This is a genomic window from Massilia sp. 9096, from assembly GCF_000745265.1.
Taxonomy (GTDB): domain Bacteria; phylum Pseudomonadota; class Gammaproteobacteria; order Burkholderiales; family Burkholderiaceae_D; genus Telluria.
Genome location: NZ_JQNN01000001.1, coordinates 2,099,347 through 2,119,068, shown reverse-complemented (window position 1 = coordinate 2,119,068; position 19,722 = coordinate 2,099,347). Strand labels below are relative to the sequence as shown.

10 protein-coding genes are annotated in these 19,722 nt (G+C 67.2%); 5 read left to right on the top strand and 5 right to left on the bottom strand.

The genetic code is table 11. The annotated features are described in order from the left end of the window. Nucleotides 1–175 precede the first annotated feature (175 nt). The gene (locus tag FA90_RS08980) at nucleotides 176–799 is read left to right on the top strand and encodes a glutathione S-transferase family protein (RefSeq protein WP_036168113.1); all 624 of its coding nucleotides are present in this window, start codon (nucleotides 176–178) and stop codon (nucleotides 797–799) included. A gap of 12 nt (nucleotides 800–811) precedes the next feature. On the opposite strand, the gene FA90_RS08975 is transcribed toward FA90_RS08980, so the two are convergent. Genes FA90_RS08975 through FA90_RS26290 form a run of 3 tightly spaced genes read right to left on the bottom strand, consistent with a single transcriptional unit; the run spans nucleotide 812 to nucleotide 7,002 of the window. Beyond that, a complete protein-coding gene (locus FA90_RS08975) occupies nucleotides 812–1,654 on the bottom strand; it encodes a CheR family methyltransferase (protein ID WP_036168110.1) in 843 nt (280 codons plus the stop codon). Between the two features lie 34 nt (nucleotides 1,655–1,688). Further along, entirely contained in the window at nucleotides 1,689–6,617 is a 4,929-nt protein-coding gene (locus FA90_RS08970; RefSeq protein WP_036168107.1) for a HAMP domain-containing protein, read from the bottom strand. After that, the gene (locus FA90_RS26290; protein ID WP_156116640.1) at nucleotides 6,601–7,002 is read right to left on the bottom strand and encodes a hypothetical protein; all 402 of its coding nucleotides are present in this window, start codon (nucleotides 7,000–7,002) and stop codon (nucleotides 6,601–6,603) included. Before FA90_RS26290 ends, FA90_RS08970 begins: the two co-directional genes overlap by 17 nt. Before the next feature lie 57 nt (nucleotides 7,003–7,059). Here FA90_RS26290 and FA90_RS08965 point away from each other — a divergent pair, with 57 nt between their 5' ends. Beyond that, complete coding sequence (locus FA90_RS08965; RefSeq protein WP_239700615.1) at nucleotides 7,060–7,824, top strand: LuxR family transcriptional regulator; 765 nt, start codon at nucleotides 7,060–7,062, stop codon at nucleotides 7,822–7,824. Here FA90_RS08965 and FA90_RS08960 read toward each other — a convergent pair. Further along, nucleotides 7,799–8,071: a helix-turn-helix transcriptional regulator gene (locus FA90_RS08960; RefSeq protein WP_036168099.1), complete on the bottom strand. Its 273-nt coding sequence runs from the start codon at nucleotides 8,069–8,071 to the stop codon at nucleotides 7,799–7,801. The two genes, FA90_RS08965 and FA90_RS08960, sit on opposite strands and share 26 nt — an antisense overlap. A 133-nt stretch (nucleotides 8,072–8,204) precedes the next feature. After that, nucleotides 8,205–10,250 carry a prolyl oligopeptidase family protein gene (locus FA90_RS08955; protein ID WP_081933747.1) on the bottom strand — a complete coding sequence of 682 codons (2,046 nt, stop codon included), beginning with the start codon at nucleotides 10,248–10,250 and terminating at the stop codon, nucleotides 8,205–8,207. Nucleotides 10,251–10,461: 211 nt separating this feature from the next. Between FA90_RS08955 and recC the strand changes: the two genes are divergently transcribed. From recC to recD, 3 genes are read left to right on the top strand one after another with little or no spacing between them, the layout of a single operon-like run. Further along, the gene (gene recC / locus FA90_RS08950) at nucleotides 10,462–13,941 is read left to right on the top strand and encodes an exodeoxyribonuclease V subunit gamma (RefSeq protein WP_051971615.1); all 3,480 of its coding nucleotides are present in this window, start codon (nucleotides 10,462–10,464) and stop codon (nucleotides 13,939–13,941) included. Beyond that, nucleotides 13,938–17,621 (top strand): exodeoxyribonuclease V subunit beta, encoded by a 3,684-nt coding sequence (gene recB / locus FA90_RS08945; protein WP_036168093.1) that lies wholly within the window; start codon nucleotides 13,938–13,940, stop codon nucleotides 17,619–17,621. Before recC ends, recB begins: the two co-directional genes overlap by 4 nt. Next, the gene (gene recD, locus FA90_RS08940; RefSeq protein WP_239700613.1) at nucleotides 17,618–19,621 is read left to right on the top strand and encodes an exodeoxyribonuclease V subunit alpha; all 2,004 of its coding nucleotides are present in this window, start codon (nucleotides 17,618–17,620) and stop codon (nucleotides 19,619–19,621) included. Before recB ends, recD begins: the two co-directional genes overlap by 4 nt. The last annotated feature ends 101 nt before the right edge of the window (nucleotides 19,622–19,722 follow it).

The following is a 19,722-nucleotide window of genomic DNA, read 5'->3' as shown; positions in this document are numbered from 1 at the left end:
ACGTGGGTCGGTACGCGGAACTTGCGGCGGGTCGCGCAAGGCCAGCCTGAGAATCTACGGGCAAAACGGGATCCATGTCAATGCGGCAATGTGGCCGAGGCCGCCGCTTCGATCGGCCGCGATCGGCTATCATCGAGCGCGTCCTGTCCACACACCGCAAGCACGAGGAGACACCATGAAGCTCTACACCCGGCAGCGCGCGCCCAATCCGCGCCGCGTGCTCATGTTCATCGCCGAGAAAGGCATCGCAGGCATCGAGATGGTGGAGGTCGACCTGTCCAGGGGCGAGCACCGTGCGCCGGGCTTCGTGGGCCTCAATCCGATGGCCCAGGTGCCGCTGCTCGAACTCGACGATGGCCGCCAGCTGGCCGAATCGCGGGCGATCTGCACCTACCTGGAAGGCTTGCAGCCGCAGCCGAACCTGATGGGCGAGGGGTTCGAGGAGCGCGCCTTCATCGAGATGATGGACCGCCGCTGCGAGCTGCAGCTGACCTTGCGCATCGCCAACGCCGTTCGCCACACCCACCCTGGCCTGGCGGCGCTGGAGCAGCCGCAGTTCGCCGACTTCGGCGCGTCGCAGGGAGAAAAGATGAGGGAACCTGCGCGCTGGCTGGACGGCGTGCTGGCCAGTCAGCCTTACGTGGCCGGCGCACGCTTCACGATCGCCGACATCACGGCGTTCTGCGCGCTCGAGTTCGCGCGCGGCTTGATGAAATTCCAGCCGGGGCGGGAAGGGATGGAACACCTGCAGGCCTGGCGCGACCGGATCGCGGAAAGGCCGAGCGCGCAGGCGATGTGAAGTGAACTGGGCTCAGCCCACCCGCTTGTACCAAGGCCGATCCCCTTCGACCCCCTGGTACGACCCGGCGTGCGCGTCCGACACCGACAGCGGCCGGTCCAGGCACAGCACGCCGAAGCGCGCCAGGCTGTCGTGGAACAGGCGCAGCACGCGCTGGCGCAGCACCGGACCGAAGTCGGACAGCGCGTGGCAGCACAGGATGGCCTGGAACTCGTTGAACGAGGCGTCGGTCACCAGGCTGTACTGCGACCAGGTGATGCGCCGCCGCAGCTGCGCCTGCAGGCGCGCCATGCCGTCGCGCACCTCGAAGTAGGACAGCAGCGTGCCGGCGCCGCCGCTTTCGCGGTAGCGCGCCTCGGCCGCTTCCAGCTCGGCCAGCGGCAGCCAGGCGTCCTGGTTCTGCGCCACCAGCTCTTCGTTGGCGAGCGTGGCGTGGATGTCGAGCTTGCCCAGCACGCCTTCCTCGGCCAGCACGATGGCCAGCGTCCAGGCATCGCCCACGCCGGCGCATTCGGCGATCCAGACCCGCGGCAGCGGCCAGCCGCGCAGCGCCGGCGCCAGCACGCCGCGCAGGCGCGCCGCGAATTCGACGTTGTCGAACAGCGCCGAAGGCGCCACCGACAGCGCGCGCAACACACCGGCCGCCGCCTCGGCGTCGTGCAGCACCTTTTCCTGCAGGCCGGACAGGGTCGCGGCCCCGCGCGCCCGCATCACGCCCGCGAACTTGCTGCGCAGGGCGGGGCGGTCGTAGGCCCGGAAATCGTGGCCGAAACGCTGGAACAGCGCTTCGAGCAGCAGCTCGGTTTCCAGATCCTCGATCGCCAGCCCGGCCGCCAGGCCGGTCCAGGCGTTCATGCATTCACCTTTGACGTGCGCATCGATGCAGCCATCAATGCAGCCAGACGCGCATCATCGACAGCAGCTGCGCCACGTCGACCGGCTTGGTGATGTAGTCCGACGCGCCGGCGGCGATGCACTTGTCGCGGTCGCCCTTCATCGCTTTCGCGGTCAGGGTGATGATCGGCAGCGACTTGAACTTCGGGATGCGGCGGATCGCGCGCATCGTGTCGTAGCCGTCCATCTCCGGCATCATGATGTCCATCAGGACGATCTCGATGCCCGGATCCTTTTCCAGCACCTCGATGCCGTCGCGGCCGTTCTCGGCGAACAGCACTTGCATCTGCTGGCGCTCGAGCAGCGAGGACAGGGCAAAGATGTTGCGCAAATCGTCGTCGACGATCAGCACCTTGCGTCCGGCCAGGCCGCCGTCGAGGGCGTGGATCTCTTCCAGCATCTTGCGCTGCACTTCCGGCAGGCTGGCCTGCGAGCGGTGCAGGAACAGCGCCGTCTCGTCGAGCAGGCGCTCGGGCGAGCGTGCGTCCTTCACCACGATGGTCTTGGCGTAGCGCTTCAGTTTCGTGACTTCCTTGCGGCTCAATTCGGCCGCGGTGTAGATCACGATCGGCAGGTCGCGCACCGCCGGCAGCTTGCCGATCTGGTCGAGCAGGTCGAAGCCGGAGACGTCGGGCAGGGTCAGGTCCAGCACCATGCAGTCGAAGTGCTGGCCGGCCAGCGCGTCGAGCGCGGCGGCGCCGGTTTCGACCGTGACGATGCGCACGTCCGAGTCGCCGATCAGCGACACGATCGATTCGCGCTGGGCCATGTCGTCCTCGACCACCAGCAGCGAGCGCTTGCCGCCCATCAGGAACTTCTGGATGCGCTTGAATTCTTCCTGCAGCATGTCGCGGCTGACCGGCTTGTTGATGTACGAGATCGCACCCTGGCGCAGCGCGCGCTCGCGCTCGCGCAGGGCCGACATCACGTGCACCGGGATGTGGCGCGTGCTCGGGTCGCGTTTCAGGCGGTCCAGCACGGTCAGGCCGTCGATGTCCGGCAGGTCGATGTCGAGCAGGATCGCCGACGGCAGGTAGTCGCGCGCCAGCGACAGGGCCGAGTCGCCGCGATGCGTGACCACGCCCTTGAAGTTCTTTTCGCGCGCGAAGTCGAGCAGGGTCTTGGCGAAACGCTCGTCGTCCTCGACGATCAGCACCGACGGGTCGCCCGGCACGATCAGGCCGCGGTCGTCCAGCATGCTGGCGTATTCGACCACGCCGGTCGCCGGGTCCGGCACCGCGATCGCGGTGGTGGTGACCACGGTGTCGGCCTCGAGCTCGGACTCGAGCAGCGCGGTCGGCGCCGGCTGGGCGCTCGGCGCCGGCTGCGGCGCGGCCAGGCGCGCCGGTTGCGGCTGGCGGGTCTGCTCGTAGTTGATGAAGCCGGCGCGGTTGTACGGCAGGTACAGCGTGAAGGTCGAGCCGACGTTGATGGTCGATTCGACGCGGATCTCGCCGCCCAGCAGACGCGCCAGTTCGCGCGAGATCGACAGGCCCAGGCCGGTGCCGCCGTATTTGCGCGCGGTCGAGCCGTCGGCCTGCTGGAACGCCTCGAAGATCAGCTGCAGCTTGTCGGACGGGATGCCCACGCCGGTGTCCTGCACCGAGAACGCCAGCACGGCGTCCGCATGCAGCAGGTGCGGGTGGTCGGCGGTCCAGCCCGAGGTCACCAGGCTGATGGTCAGCGAGACCTGGCCGTGGCTGGTGAACTTGAACGCGTTCGACAGCAGGTTCTTCAAGACCTGCTGCAATCGCGTGGTGTCGGTCATCAGCGCGGTCGGCAGGTTGTCGGCCAGCTCGACGCCGAAGCCCAGGTGCTTCGCTTCGGCCATGTGACGGAAGGTGCGGTCGACGTAGTTGCGCAGGTTCGAGAAGCGGTACTCCGACACGTCCAGCGTGACGGTGCCCGACTCGATCTTGGACAGGTCGAGAATGTCGTTAATCAGGGTCAGCAGGTCGGAGCCGGAGCCGTGGATGGTCTTGGCGAACTCCACCTGCTTGTTCGACAGGTTGCCTTCCGGGTTGTCCGACAGCTGCTGCGCCAGGATCAGGAGCGAGTTCAAGGGTGTACGCAGTTCGTGCGACATATTCGCCAGGAACTCGGACTTGTACTTGGAGGACAGCGCCAGCTGGGTCGCTTTTTCTTCCAGCGCCAGCTTGGCCTGCTCCACCTCGCGGTTCTTGCGTTCCACCTCGATGTTCTGTTCGGACAGCAGGCGCGCCTTCTCGGCCAGTTCCTGGTTGGTCTGCTGCAGTTCCTGCGCCAGCGACTGCGACTGGGTCAGCAGCGATTCGGTACGGCTGTTCGCCTCGATCGTGTTCAAGACCACGCCGATCGATTCCATCAGCTGGTCGAGGAAGGACAGGTGGGTTTCGGTGAAGCGGTCGAGCGACGCGATCTCGATGACCGCCTTGACCTGCTGTTCGAACAGGATCGGCAGCACGACGATGTTGTTCGGCGGCGCCGCGCCCAGGCCCGAGGACACCGCGATGTAGTCGCGCGGGACGTCGGTCAGCCAGACGCGGGTCTTCTCCAGCGCGCACTGGCCCACCAGGCCTTCGCCCGGCAGGAACGAGGTCGGCAGCTTGCGCGAGGAGCGGTAGCCGTAGGAGGCGATCATGCGCAGGCGCGAATCGGCGCCTTCCGCATCCATCATGTAGAACACGCCGTGGTGCACCGAGACCAGCGGGGCCAGCTCGGACAGGATCAGCTTGGTCACGGCCTCGAGGTCGCGCTGGCCCTGCAGCAGTCGGGTGAAGCGCGCCAGGTTGGTCTTCAGCCAGTCCTGCTGCGCGTTCTTCTGCGTGGTCTCACGCAGGTTACGGATCATCTCGTTGATGTTGTCCTTCAGGTAGGACACCTCGCCGCGCGCTTCCACCTGGATCGAACGCGACAAGTCGCCGCGGGTCACCGCGGTCGCCACCTCGCCGATCGCGCGCATCTGGTTGGTCAGGTTCGCCGCCAGCTGGTTGACGTTCTCGGTCAAGTCCTTCCAGGTGCCGGCCACGCCGGACACGTTCGCCTGGCCGCCGAGTTTACCTTCGGTACCCACCTCGCGCGCCACGCGGGTCACCTCGGATGCGAAGGACGAGAGCTGGTCCACCATCACGTTGATGGTGTCTTTCAGTTCGAGGATCTCGCCCTTGACGTCCACGGTGATCTTTTTCGACAGGTCGCCGCGCGCCACCGCGGTCGTCACCGCCGCGATGTTACGCACCTGGCCGGTCAGGTTCGAGGCCATGAAGTTCACGTTGTCGGTCAGGTCCTTCCAGGTGCCGCCGACGCCCGGCACGTAGGCCTGGCCGCCCAGCTTGCCTTCGGTACCCACCTCGCGCGCCACACGGGTCACTTCGGACGCGAAGGACGAGAGCTGGTCCACCATCACGTTGATGGTGTTCTTCAGCTCGAGAATCTCGCCCTTGACGTCCACGGTGATCTTCTTGGACAGGTCGCCGCTCGCCACCGCGGTGGTCACTTCGGCGATATTACGCACCTGGCCGGTGAGGTTCGACGCCATGAAGTTCACGCCGTCGGTCAAGTCTTTCCAGGTACCGGCGACGCCCGGCACGTTCGCCTGGCCGCCCAGCTTGCCCTCGGTACCGACTTCGCGTGCCACGCGGGTCACCTCGGATGCGAACGAGTTCAGCTGGTCCACCATCACGTTGATGGTGTTCTTCAGCTCGAGAATCTCGCCCTTCACGTCCACGGTGATCTTCTTCGACAGGTCGCCGTTCGCCACCGCGGTGGTCACGTCCGCGATGTTACGCACCTGGCCGGTCAGGTTACCCGCCATCGAGTTCACCGAGTCGGTCAAGTCCTTCCAGGTACCCGCGACGCCCTTCACCTGCGCCTGGCCGCCCAGCTTGCCCTCGGTACCCACTTCGCGGGCGACGCGGGTCACCTCGGATGCGAACGAGGACAGCTGGTCCACCATCACGTTGATGGTGTTCTTCAGTTCTAGAATCTCGCCCTTCACGTCCACGGTGATCTTCTTGGACAGGTCGCCGTTCGCCACCGCGGTCGTCACCGCCGCGATGTTACGCACCTGGCCGGTCAGGTTCGAGGCCATGAAGTTCACGTTGTCGGTCAAGTCCTTCCAGGTACCGCCGACGCCCGGCACGTAAGCCTGGCCACCGAGCTTACCCTCGGTACCCACCTCGCGCGCCACGCGCGTCACTTCGGATGCGAAGGAACGCAGCTGGTCCACCATCACGTTGATGGTGTCCTTCAGCTGCAGGATCTCGCCGCGCACGTCCACCGTGATTTTCTTGGACAAGTCGCCGTTCGCCACCGCGGTGGTCACTTCCGCGATGTTACGCACCTGCGACGTCAGGTTACCCGCCATCGAGTTCACCGAGTCGGTCAGGTCCTTCCAGGTACCCGCGACGCCCGGCACGTAGGCCTGGCCGCCCAGCTTACCCTCGGTACCCACCTCGCGCGCCACGCGCGTCACCTCGGACGAGAACGAGGACAGCTGCTCCACCATGGTGTTCGCGGTCATCGCCGCGCGCAGGTACTGGCCCTTGAGCGGGTGGCCGTCGACTTCCAGCGCCATCGTCTGCGACAGGTCGCCTTTCGCCACCGCGCCGATCACGCGCGCCATCTCGGTGGTCGGACGCACCAGGTCGTCGATCAGCGTGTTGACCGAGCTGATGATGGTGCTCCAGCCGCCGCCCGTGCCCGGCACGACCGCGCGCTGGGTCAGGTGGCCTTCGCGGCCGACCACGCGCGACACCTCGGTCACCGCTTCGACCATCTTCTGCTTGGTCTCGATGATGTCGTTCAGGGTGTCGGCGATCTTGCCGGACACGCCAGTCCACTCGGATGGCATGCGTACGGAAAAGTCGCCTTTTTTCAGGGCCATCAGGGTGGACAGCAGGAGCTTGACATCCAGCTGTTCAGCCATGTCAGTCATGTTGTTCATTGACTTGGAGTCCTTGGAAATTAAATAGATGAGGAGGGCGCTGCGTCGGCCGCATGGCTGCCGTGAAGGAATTGCTGGCGAACGGTAAGGTAGTCACGTGCGGGGGATGATCTGGACGGACGCTTTTTGTTGATTGCTTGGTATTTTTTTGAGGCGCATGCGGCAAAGCCGCAAAGATACTCTTGTGCCGGTTCAAGTCAAGCATCGAGGCGCGTAATGCAACACGGGTGTTACCGCTGCATGCATAAACTTGCATATTTGCAATTTTGAACGGACAATCCGGGCGAGCATAACGAAAATCGACGGCGAGACGCGCACGATTGACGTTCGGCGGCAAAGGAGTTGTGTCGGCGCGACAACTATTCAAATGGTCCAGCGTAAGCATGGTGGATATTTTGATAATTTCTCGTGCTATTCGGTTACAACTCAACTAGCATAGTGGGTGTCATTACAACAACAGCGCGAGGCATACATGGCGACGACAGTCGAAGTGGGCGAGTTGCTGCAACAAGAGACAGCGTCCAGCTGGGGCGAAGCCTTGTTCGCGCTGGGACGCCAGCACGGTTTTGACAAAGTGTTGTTCGGCATGTCGGGCACGCGTCATTCGCGCCTGGACAATGCCTTTGTCCAGACCAACTATCCCCCGAAATGGCGCGAGCGCTACGACACCGAGCGCTTCGCCCACGTCGACCCGGTCGTCAGCCATTGCATGACGAGCACGCTGCCGCTGATCTGGCAGCCGGAATTGTTCCGCAGTGTTCCGCAGCGTGCGCTATATGATGAAGCCTGCAGCCATGGCGTGCGCGCCGGCGTGACCTTCCCGATGCACGGGCCGAACGGGGAGTTTGGCTTGCTGAACTTTGCGGTCGACCAGGAGCCCGATGCGCAGTTCTTGCGCACGGTCGCCGCGATCCTGCCGACACTGGCCTTGATCCGTGACTATGCCTTCGCTTCGGGCGTGCGATTCTGCCCGACGGCATCGACCGAGCCGGCCCCACGCCTGACCCCGCGCGAGCTGGAAGTGCTCAATTGGGTCATGGTAGGCAAGTCGTCGTGGGAAATTTCAAAAATTACCGGCTGTTCCGAGGCGACGGTGAACTTCCATATGGGAAATATCCGGCAGAAGTTCAACGTCAACACTCGGCAACAGGCGGTGGTGAGGGCGATTTCCCTCGGCCTGATCACTCCAGAAGATCACCATCGTTAAGCTTGCCGTTGACGTAAAGCTTCAACAGCAGCGCAACCGGCGCCGGGATCGCCAGGCCGGTCTCGAAGCGGCTGCCGCTCGACTGGGTGACGCCAAAGCGTCCCCAGAACTTTTCCTGGCTTTCGCGCTTGCTGATCCGGTATTTCTTCAGGTCGCTGACGGAGAGCGCCAGTGACGACACCTGCAGCTTGACCGCGTTCAGTGCGGGTTCTTGCAGGGTTGCTTCGGTAACGAAATCATTAGCCATCGCCGCTCCTCCGTAAAAAGATGTGTGGAAAACAAGTATTCCATGCATCATTCATTTAGACGCCTAGCAATACTGCTAGTTCCCGGAGGAATGATTGCACGCCGGTTAGGGAACCGCCGTGCATAGGCTATGTTTATTTGAGCTGCCTCAATAGAAAGGTGTATGTCAGGGCCCACATTTTCGCAGTTTGTTCGTTATTTGCCGCACCGGCATGACCCCCTTCTGTGTTTTCCCAATACAGCACGTCGTGGCCCTGGTCACGCATGCGCTGCGCCATCTTGCGTGCGTGACCGGGGTGGACACGGTCGTCGCGGGTCGAGGTGGTAAACAGCACGCGTGGGTAGCGGCCTTGGCTCGACACGTTCTGGTAGGGCGAGTAGCGCTCGATCGCTTCCCACTCCGCCGGGTCGTCGGGGTCGCCGTACTCGCCCATCCACGATGCGCCGGCCAGCAGCAGGTGGTAGCGCTGCATGTCCAGCAGCGGCACCTGGCACACGACCGCGTTGAACAATTCCGGCCGCTGTACCAGGACCGCGCCGACCAGCAGGCCGCCATTGCTGCCACCCATGATGCCGAGGTGGCGAGCGCTGGTGATGCGCCGGCGCACCAGGTCTTCGGCCACGGCGATGAAGTCGTCGAACGCCTTCTGGCGGTTTTCCTTGAGCGCCGCCTGGTGCCAGCGCGGGCCGAATTCGCCGCCGCCGCGGATGTTGGCCAGCACGTAGACGCCGCCCTGGTCCAGCCAGGCCTTGCCGGTCACGCCGCTGTAGAACGGCGTCAGCGAAACTTCGAAGCCGCCGTAGCCGTACAGCAGCGTCGGATTCGTGCCGTTGGGCTGCGCATCCCTGCGCATCACCACGAAATAGGGGACTTTGGTGCCGTCGGCGGACGCCGCTTCGTGCTGGTGCACCGCGTAGGGACCGGCGTCGAAAAAGCCCGGCATCGATTTGAGCAGCTCGCGCCGGTCGCTGCCCGCGTGCGCGAGGTAGAAACTGCTCGGCGTGAGGAAATCGGTGACGTTCAGGAAGTAGTGGTCGGACTCGAACTCGTCGACAGCGGAAACGTCGAGCGAACCGATGCCGGGCGCCTCGACCTCGCGCCGTTGCCAGGCGCCGTTTACATGCTGCAGCTCGACGATGCGGTTCTTGACCTTGTCGAGGATGGTCAGCAGGAGCATGCTGCGCGTGGCGGCGACGCCGTCCAGCGACGTGGTCGGCGAGGGCACGAACAGGAGTTCGAACGCGCGCTCGCCCGCCATGAAGCGCTCGAAATCCATCGCCAGCAGCGCACCCTGCGGGTAGGTATGCCCGCCGGCAGCGGCATCGACCTGCCAGTCCGAGCGCAGCTCGACGATCAATTGGTCGCGCACCGTGAAAGCGTTGGCATCCTCGGGCTTGTCGATCTTGACCAGCTCGCCCGCGGCGGTGCGCAGGAACATCTCGCTGCTGTAGAAGTCGATCTGGCGCTGCACGAACTGGCGCTCGAAGCCGGGCGTCGCATCCTGCCAGGCCGAGGCCGACAAATCGTCCGGTTCCACCTCGTACACGGTGACGGCGGCAGCCAGCGGCGCGCCGCGCCGCCACTGCTTGACGATGCGCGGATAGCCCGACGTGGTCATCGCGCCTTCGCCGAAATCGGTGGCCACGAAGATGCTGTCGTGGTCGATCCAGCCGACGCTCGACTTGGCTTCCGGCAGCGCGAAGCCGCCTTCCTCGGCCGGCACGAAGGCGCAGGTGGTGAGGTCGAACTCGCGCACCACGTGGGCGTCGCCGCCGCCGCGCGACAGCGAGACCAGGGCCCGGTCGCCGCGCGGCGGCAGTTTCTGGCTGCCGGCCCAGACCCAGTTCTCGTCTTCGCTTGCCGCCAGCGCGTCGAGGTCGAGCACGGTCTCCCAGCGCGGCTCGCTCCGGCGGAACTCGTCCAGCGTCGTGCGGCGCCACAGGCCGCGCGGGTGCTCGGCATCTTTCCAGAAGTTGTAATACCAGTCGCCGTGCATGGCGATGTAGGGGATGCGCTCCTTGGAATCGAGGATCGTCTTCAGTTCGGTCTTGAGCGGCGCGTAGTGCGCATCGGCCGTGAGTTCGGCCTCGGCCTCGCGGTTGCGGTCGCCGACCCAGCCGAGCGCGCGGGTCGAGTCGATGTCTTCCAGCCAGAGGTTCGGATCCTGTTGTTCTTGCATGCTGCTTCCTCGTGAATATGTGCCGCTACGATGTGATGAATGCGTGATGAATGCGTCATCTTAGCAACGATCCCGCGCGCGCCCGCGCCCGCATGCACCCGCGCGCGTGGAGCAGCCGCGAATTCATGCCGATTACTCAGCCATGTGCCTACCTTTTCGCTGCCGCCCGGTGTATCCTGCGCGAGTCTCCCCGGATGCGTCATCTCCTGTCATGCCTACCACCATCACCCCCGGTCTCCTCATCCTGCACGGCAACCAGATGGAGCTGCTGCGCGCCGCCGTGTTCGACTGGCTGCGCCAGCATCCGCTCGGGCCGCTCGAAGAGGAAATCGTGCTGGTGCAGTCCAACGGCGTGGCCGAGTGGCTCAAGATCGCACTGGCCGAAGACCTCGGCGTGTGCGCGGCCACGCGCGTGGCGCTGCCGGCGCGCTTCCAGTGGGAGGCCTACCGCGGCATGCTGGGGCCGGAACGGGTGCCCAAGCGTTCGCCGTTCGACAAGGACGCGTTGACCTGGCGCCTGATGCGCCTGCTGCCCGAACTGCTGCAGAAGGAAAAATTCGAGCCGCTGCGCCATTTCCTGCGCGACCCCGACCCCGAGCGGCGCCTGCAGCTGGCCGAGCGCCTGGCCGACCTGTACGACCAGTACCAGGTCTACCGCGCCGACTGGCTGACCGACTGGGCCGAAGGCCGCGACCAGCTGCGCCGGCCCAGCGGCGACCCGGTCGCGCTCACGCACGACCAGTGCTGGCAGGCCTGCCTGTGGCGCGAGATCCACGCCAGCCTGCCGCCGGAGCGGCGCTGGTCGGGCCGCGCCACGATCCACCAGCAGTTCATGGCCGCGGTCGAGGAAGACCGCAAGCCGGTGCTGCGCCTGCCGCGCCGCGTGATCCTGTTTGGCATGTCGACGCTGCCCTACCAGACCATCCAGGCGCTGGCCGGCCTGTCGCGCCATACGCAGGTGCTGCTGGCGGTGCCGAACCCGTGCCAGTTCTACTGGGGCGACATCATCGAAGGACGCGAGCTGCTCAAGGCGGCGTCCAAGCGTCACAAGCCGCGCGAGGGCAAGGAACTGGCCGACGTGCCGGTCGAGCAGCTGCACGCGCACAGCCATCCGCTGCTGGCGAGCTGGGGCCGCCAGGGGCGCGACTTCGTGCGCATGCTCGACGAATTCGACAACGGCGAAGGCGCGCAGTACGCCAACATGCGCGTCGACCTGTTCGACGAGGATCCCGGCGAAACGCTGCTCGGCCAGGTGCAGGCGGCGATCCGCGACTTGCAGCCGCTGTCCGAGCATCCGCATTTCGCGCCGCCGCAAGAGGACCGCTCGATCGAATTCCACATCGCCCACAGCGCCCAGCGCGAGGTCGAGGTGCTGCACGACCAGCTGCTGTCCTGGTTCGCAGAAGACACTGAAAACCCGCTTCGTCCTCGCGACGTGGTCGTGATGGTGCCCGACATCGACACCTTCTCGGCCGCCGTGCACGCGGTGTTCGACCAGCACCGGCGCAACGATGCGCGCTACATCCCGTTCGAGATCGGCGACGTCAAGGACCGCAGCGTCAACCCGCTGCTGGTGGCGTTCGAATGGCTGCTGCGCCTGCCGCAGCAGCGCTGCCGCCAGAGCGAGGTGCGCGACCTGCTCGACGTGCCTGCGCTGGCGCACCGCTTCGGCGTCGAGGAAAACGACCTGGCCATCCTCGGCCACTGGATCGAAGGCGCCAGCGTGCGCTGGGGCCTGGACGCGAAGCACCGCGAAGGCCTGGGCCTGGGCTCGGCCGGCGAACAGAACTCCTGGCTGTTCGGCATCCGGCGCATGTTGCTGGGCTATGCCAGCGGCGCCGGCAACAGCTTCGCGGGCATCGAGCCGTATGCCGAAGTCGGCGGGCTGGATGCGGCGCTGGCCGGTTCGCTGGCCGAGCTGGTCGAGGCGCTGCTGGCCTGGCGCGAACTGCTCGACGCGACGCTCACCCCGGTGGAGTGGGGCGAACGCGCGCGTGCGCTGGTGAGCCGCTTCTTCCGCGCGTCCGACGACGAAGACCGCATGATGCTCAACCAGCTGGAAGAGGCCTTGCAATGCTGGCTCGAGATCTGCGAGAACGCCTTGTTCGAGGAACCGGTGCCGCTCGCGGTGATGCGCGAAGCCTGGCTGGGCGAGCTCGACCAGCCGGCGCTGACCCAGCAGTTCGTCTCGGGCGGCGTGACCTTCTGCACGCTGATGCCGATGCGCGCCGTGCCGTTCCGCGTGGTGTGCCTGCTCGGCATGAACGACGGCGACTTCCCGCGCCGCAGCCAGCCGTCCGACTTCGACCTCCTGATGATGCCGGGCATGGGCCGTCCCGGCGATCGTTCGCGCCGCGACGACGACCGCTACCTGATGCTCGAAGCGCTGCTGGCCGCGCGTGACAAGCTGTACGTCAGCTGGGTCGGGCGCAACGTGCGCGACAACACCGAGCAACCGGCCTCGGTGCTGGTCTCGCAGCTGCGCGACTACCTGGCGGCGGGCTGGGACCTCGACCTGCAGGAGCGCACCACGGTACACGCGCTGCAGCCGTTCTCGCGCCGCTATTTCGAGGAGGGCGGTTTGCTGACCTATGCCGGCGAATGGCGCTCGGCCTATCGTGACGAAGGCGGCGAAGGCGGCGAAGGCGTCGAAGGCGATCCGGAAACCGCGCTGGACGCGGCCGCAGTCGAGGTGACCGACGACCTGCCGCCGTTCGAACTCGAGCTGGACGCCACCCTCAAGCTGGGCGAGCTGGCCTCGTTCCTGCGCCAGCCGGCGCGCTACTTCTTCCGGCGCCGCCTGGCGGTGCAGTTCAACGACCTCGAAGTGGTCGGCGAAGACGAAGAGCCGTTCGCGCTCGACGCGCTCGAGCGCTACCTGCTGGAAGACACGCTGCTCGACGACAGCGGCGCGCCCGAGCCGCGCCATGAAGTGCGGCGCGTGCTCAACGCGCGCGCCGAGCGCCTGACGCGCGAAGGCGTGCTGCCGATCGGCCTGATCGGCAAGCAGTGGCAGGAGCAGCTGGTCGACGACCTGGTGCCGGTGCGTTCGAGCTGGCTGGAGCTGGGCGCGCGCTTTCCGGACAGTGCGCCCAAGCTGGCGGTCAGCCTCGATCTGGCCGGCGTCGCGCTGGAAGACTGGATCGACCGCCTGCGCAGCAACGCCGTCGAAACCGTGTGGCTGGTGCAGATCTCCTCGCGCGTGCTGGACCGCAAGGGCGCGCCGCGCGGCGACAAGCTGATCGCGCCCTGGCTGCGCCAGCTGGCGGCGGCCGCGATGGGCGTGCCGGTGACCGGCTACCTGGTGGCGCGCGACGCCACGGTCGAGATGGCGCCGTTGCCGCAGGAAGCCGCGCTGTACGGGCTGCGCCAGCTGGTCAAGCTGTGGAAGGCCAACCTCGACCAACCGCTGCCGGTGGCCTGCAAGACCGCGCTGGCGCACCTGGCCGGCAACGACGCGCGCGAGATCTACGACGGCGGCTTCGAGTTGCGCGGCGAAGTCGAGAGCGACGCCTGCCTGGCGCGCTTGTGGCCCGAGTTCTCGGCGCTGCGCGCATCGGGCGGCTGGCCGGCGGTGGCCGAGCAGTTGTACGGCCCGCTGGCTGCCTGGCTGAAGGAAGGCGTGACGGTCACCCAGCACGGCGACCCCTCCAAAGCCGGATTCGGCCCGGACCTGGGGGCGGCGGCATGAGCCAGCTGCTCGACGCGCTGCACTTTCCGCTGCACGGCTCGCGCCTGATCGAGGCCAGCGCCGGCACCGGCAAGACCTGGACCATCGCCGCGCTCTACCTGCGCCTGGTGCTGGGGCATGGCGGCGCGACCGGGGACGGCGCGCCGTCCGGTTTCGTACGCCCGCTGCTGCCGCCGGAAATCCTGGTGATGACCTTCACGCGCGCGGCCACGCGCGAGCTGTCCAACCGCGTGCGCGAGCGCCTGGTCGAAGCGGCCGCCTACTTCCGCGGCGAAACGTACGAGGCGGATCCGTATCTCGAGTCGCTGGCCGAGAGCTACGACACCGAGGAAGCGCGCCTGGTCGCCGCCTACCGCCTGGTGCTGGCCGCCGAGACGATGGACGAAGCGGCCATCTTCACCATCGACGCCTGGTGCCAGCGCATGCTGCGCGAGCACGCCTTCGATTCCGGCAGCCTGTTCGACGAGGAACTGGTCAGCGACGAGCGCGCGCTGTTCGAGGATGCCGCCCACGATTACTGGCGCCAGCAGGTCTATCCACTCAATGGCCATGCACTCAAGATCCTGCTGAACAGCTTCGCCGACGTCGACGCCCTGAAGCGCGCCGTGCGCGAGCTGGTGCAACGCGCCGAGCGCCTCGGCGCCGACGGCGATGGGCCCCTGGCCGCGCTGATCGCCAGGGTCGAGCGTGCGCAGCAGGCGCAGCTGGCGGCATTGAAAGACGGCTGGCATGCGCGCGCGGACGCGATGGAAGCCTGGATCGCGGCCCAGCGCGAGCGCCACGCCAAGCCGTTCAACGGTGTCAAGATGAAGCCGGAGTCGCTGGCCAGATGGTTCGACGCCTTGCGCGCCTGGGCCAACGAACCGTCGCTGCACCTGCCGGACCTGAACGACACCGCCTGGAAGCGCCTGACGCCCGAGGGCATCGAGGATGCGTTCAGCAAGGACTTCAGCGCGCAGGTGCCCGACGCCTTCGAGCACACGCGCGCCCTGAAGGCGGGCCTGGACGCGATCGAACCGCTGGCGCACGCGCTGCTGCGCCACGCCGCCAGCCATATCGCGCGGCGCATGGCCGAGCTCAAGCGCCGCAACCGCCAGTTCGGTTTCGCCGACATGCTGGTGCGCCTGAAGAACGCGCTCGAAGGCGACAACGGGCCGGCGCTGCGCCAGCGCATCCTCGATCAGTATCCGGTCGCGATGGTCGACGAATTCCAGGATACCTCGCCCGACCAGTACCGGATCTTCGACCTGCTGTACCGGGTGGCCGACAACGATGCCGGGCATGGCCTGTTCCTGATCGGCGACCCCAAGCAATCGATCTACGGCTTTCGCGGCGCCGACATCCACAGCTATCTGTCGGCCCGTCGCGCGACCGCGGGCAGACACTACCAGCTCGGCACCAATTACCGCTCGACGCATGCGGTGGTCGAAGCCGTGAACCGCCTGTTCAGCTACGCCGAGGGCGATGGCGCCCATCCCGGCTACGCGGCCGGCGCCTTCCGCTTCCGCCGCGGCGAGGAGAATCCGCTGCCGTTCGACGCGGTCGATGCGGCCGGGCGCAAGGAGCAGCTCATCGGCGTCGAGGGGCCGTTCCAGGCGCTGGCCGTGTGCTCGACCCCGCGCGAGGACATGCGCCTCGAGGACTACCGCGAGTTCTTCGCGCACCACTGCGCCGAGCACATCGTGCGCCTGCTGAACGACCCGCAGGTCGGCTTTCGCCATCCGGATGGCGGCTTCACGCGCTTGAAACCGGCCGATATCGCGATCCTGGTACGCGACCGCAAGGAAGCGTGGGCGATCCGGCGCGCGCTGGTGCAAAGAAAGGTCGCCAGCGTCTACCTGTCCGACCAGGACTCGGTGGTCGAGAGCCTTGAGGCCCAGGATGTCCTGCGCTGGCTGCAGGCGGTCGCCAATCCGCTCGACGGCGGCCTGGCGCGCGCCGCCTTCGCGACCGCGACCTGCGCGCTGCCGCTCGCGGAGCTGGCGCGCTTGGCGGGCGACGAGCTGGAATGGGAGCGCCGCGTCGAGCAGCTCAAGGCGCTGCACGCGGTGTGGCAGCGCCAGGGCGTGCTGGCGATGCTGCGCCGCTTCATCCACGAATTGCAGCTGCCGTCCAAGCTGCTGGCCGCCGCCGGCGGCGAGCGCCGGCTCACCAACCTGCTGCACCTGGCCGAGCTGCTGCAGGAGGCCAGCCGCGAACTGGACGGCGAGCAGGCGCTGATCCGCTGGTTCGCCGAGCAGGTCGAGGGCATGGGCGAAGGCCGAGGGGATGACAACAGCGAGCGCGTGCTGCGCCTGGAATCGGACGCCGAGCTGGTGAAAGTCGTCACCGTGCACAAGTCGAAAGGCCTGGAGTACCCGCTGGTGTTCCTGCCGTTCGCCGTCACCGCGCGCAAGACCGACAAGCGCAACCGGGCCTTCTTCGAGTACGTCGGCGACGATGGCTCGCGCCACATCGACCTGGCGTTGACCGAAGACGCGCAGGCCGCGGTCGACCGCGCGCGTATCGAGGAAGACCTGCGCCTGCTGTACGTGGCGCTGACGCGCGCGCGCCACTTCCTGTGGCTGGGCGTGGCCGCGGTGGCTGCGCGCAAGAAGGGCGAGAACATGCTGCACGAGTCGGCGCTGGGCTACCTGCTCACCGGCGGCCAGCCGCTGCCGGCGGCCTTCATGCAGGAGCGCTGGGAACAGCTGCGCGGCAGCCTGGACGCGATCGAGCTGCACACGCTCGAGGAACCCGAGGGCAGGACGATGCTGCGGCGCGAAGACGTGCGTCCCGAGCTGGTCGAGGCGCCGCAGTTCGACGGCCAGTTCGAGCGCAACTGGGCGGTCGGCTCGTTCACCTCGCTGACCCGGCACACGATGGCGCCGCCCACGCGCGCCCAGGACGAGAACCTGCTCGAGGAGGAGGAACCCGGCACGGTCGAGGACAAGCGGGCCGAGGACGCGCCCTGGCACCGCTTCCCGCGCGGCTCCACGCCCGGCAACTTCATGCACGAGCAGCTCGAGTGGATGGCGCAGGAAGGTTTCGACAACATCGACGACGAGCTTTGGCAGGCGCGCCTGGCCCAGCGCATCGGGCGCGCCGGCTGGGGCAACCGCCTGGACGACGCGCTGGCCTGGCTGCGCATGCTGGTCACGACGGAGTTGCCGCCGGTCGGCTGCTCGCTGGCCGAGGTCGCGCAGGGCGGGGCGCTGCTGCCCGAGATGGAATTCTGGTTCCCCAGCCGCCGGCTCGACGTCGGCGCCCTCGACCGGCTGTGCCGCCAGCATTTGCTGGGCAAGACGGCGCGTCCGATTTTGCCGGAGCGCCAGCTGCACGGCATGCTGAAAGGCTTTACCGACCTGGTGTTCGAGTGCCACGGACGCTACTGGGTGCTCGACTACAAATCGAATGCGCTCGGTCCCGGCGACGCCGCCTACACCAGGACCGCGATGGCGCACGGCATGGCCGCGCACCGCTACGACATCCAGGGTGCGATCTACCTGCTGGCGCTGCATCGCCTGCTGCGCGCGCGCCTGGGCGAACGTTATCGACCGGAAGAACAGCTGGGCGGCGCGGTATTCCTGTTCCTGCGCGGGATCGCCAATCCGGCCACGCGCGGCTGCTACCTGATCGAACCGGAACCGGCCCTGCTGGCGGGCATGGACCGCCTGCTCGGCGACGGAGAATCGCGATGAACGCGCCATCGATGTACCACCCGGACGAGAGCCAGGCCGCGTTCTGGATGGAGGTCGAACGCCTGACCGAGGCCGGCGAGCTGCGCCGCCTGTCCGGCGCCTTCGCGCGCTTCATCGCCACGCTCGGCCCGGCGGCGGGCAGCGTTGGCATGCCCTTGCTGCTGGCTGCGCTGGTGCTGTCCGAACTCGAAGGGCGGGGCCACAGCTGCCTGCTGCTGTCCGACCTGGCCGGCGACGCCAACGCGCTGCTGAACTGGATGGATGATGACTGGAAGGCCCTGGCCAGGAGCGCCAAGCCCCTGCCGCGCAGCCTCAAGGGCTGGCTCGAGAAACTGGGCGCCTGCGAGCAGGTCTGGCAGGTCGGCCAGCTCGACTACGACCAGCCGCTGGTGCTGGACGGCGACCGCCTCTACCTGCGCCGCTACTGGCGCGACGAGACCCTGATCGCCGGCTCGGTGCGCGCGCGCGCGCTCGAGCGGCGCGACGTGGACACGCCCGCCGTGCGCCGCTGGCTCGACCTGCTGTTCTCATCCCCGGCGCAATCGGACCTGGCCGGCGCCGCGGCGCAGCCCGACTGGCAGAAGCTGGCCTGCGCGGTGGCGCTGCGCGGGGCGCTGGCGATCATCACCGGCGGCCCCGGCACCGGCAAGACCTACACGGTGGCGCGCCTGCTGGCGCTGCTGTTCGCCACCGCGCAAGACCCGGCGCGCCAGCGCGTGGCCCTGGCCGCGCCGACCGGCAAGGCCGCGGCGCGCCTGAAGCAGTCGATCGACAAGGCCTTGAGCGAGCTGGCCGAGCGCGTCGGCGATGCCTTGCCGCTGCGCGAACTGACCGGCCGCATGGGCGCGGCGCGCACGCTGCACAGTCTGCTGGGCGCGCGCCCCGACACGCGCAGCTTCGCCTACCACCGCGGCAATCCGCTCGAGGTCGACGTGCTGATCGTCGACGAAGCCTCGATGGTCCACCTGGAGATGATGGCTTCGCTGCTGGACGCCTTGCCGCCCACTGCGACGCTGATCCTGCTCGGCGACAAGGACCAGCTGGCCTCGGTCGAAGCCGGCGCCGTGCTGGGCGACCTGTGCCACAGCGCCCAGGCCGGCAACTACGATGCCGAGACGCTCGACTACATCCGCGCCGCCAGCGGCGAGATCGTCCCGCCCGAGTACCTGGGCGAGGGCGGCCCGCTGGCCCAGCAGACCGTGATGCTGCGCCACAGCCGGCGCTTCGGCGGCCCGATCGGGCGTCTGGCGCTGGCGGTGAACGCCGGCGACGTCGACGCGGCGGTGGCGGTTCTGCGCGAGGGCGCATCGCATCGCGACAATGCGCCAGACAATGCCGCCGTGCGCTGGATCGAGCATGCCCAGCCCGCCCAGCTGCTGGCGCTGGCCGTCGAAGGCTACCGCCCCTACCTGGAACTGCTGCGCGCCGGAGCGCTTGGGCAGGCGCACGAGGACTGGGTGTGCCGGGTGCTGCGCGAGTTCGAGGCCTTCCGCATCCTGTGCGCCCTGCGCGAGGGCGAGTGGGGCGTTCAAGGCTTGAACGGCGCGATCGAAGGGCGGCTGGAAAACGCCGGCCTGGTGCTGGGAAGCGGCGAATGGTACGTCGGCCGCCCGGTCATGGTCACGCGCAACGACTACGCCACCGGCGTCTACAACGGCGACATCGGCTTGACGCTGCCCGACCCGGCGCGCCCGGGCTCGCTGCGCGTCTGGTTCCTGGAGGGCGACAAGGTCCGCAGTGTCCTGGCCACGCGCCTGCGCCATGTCGAGACCGCCTACGCGATGACGGTGCACAAATCGCAGGGTTCGGAATTCGCGCACACGGTGCTGGCGCTGCCGAAAGAAGGCGGCGCGGTGCTGGCGCGCGAGCTGGTCTACACCGGCATCACGCGCGCCAGCCGGCGCTTCACCCTCACGACGCCGGCCCCGGCCGTGCTCGGCGAGGCGATCCTGAGCCGCACGCACCGGGCCAGCGGCTTGCGCGGGATGATCGAGCGCTAGCACCAATGAATTGGGCAATTTGAGCAACACAATTCACAAAATTGCTTGAAATCAACCAGAGTGAGCGTAAAATGACGAATCTGACGGGGAGGGCTGGTCTG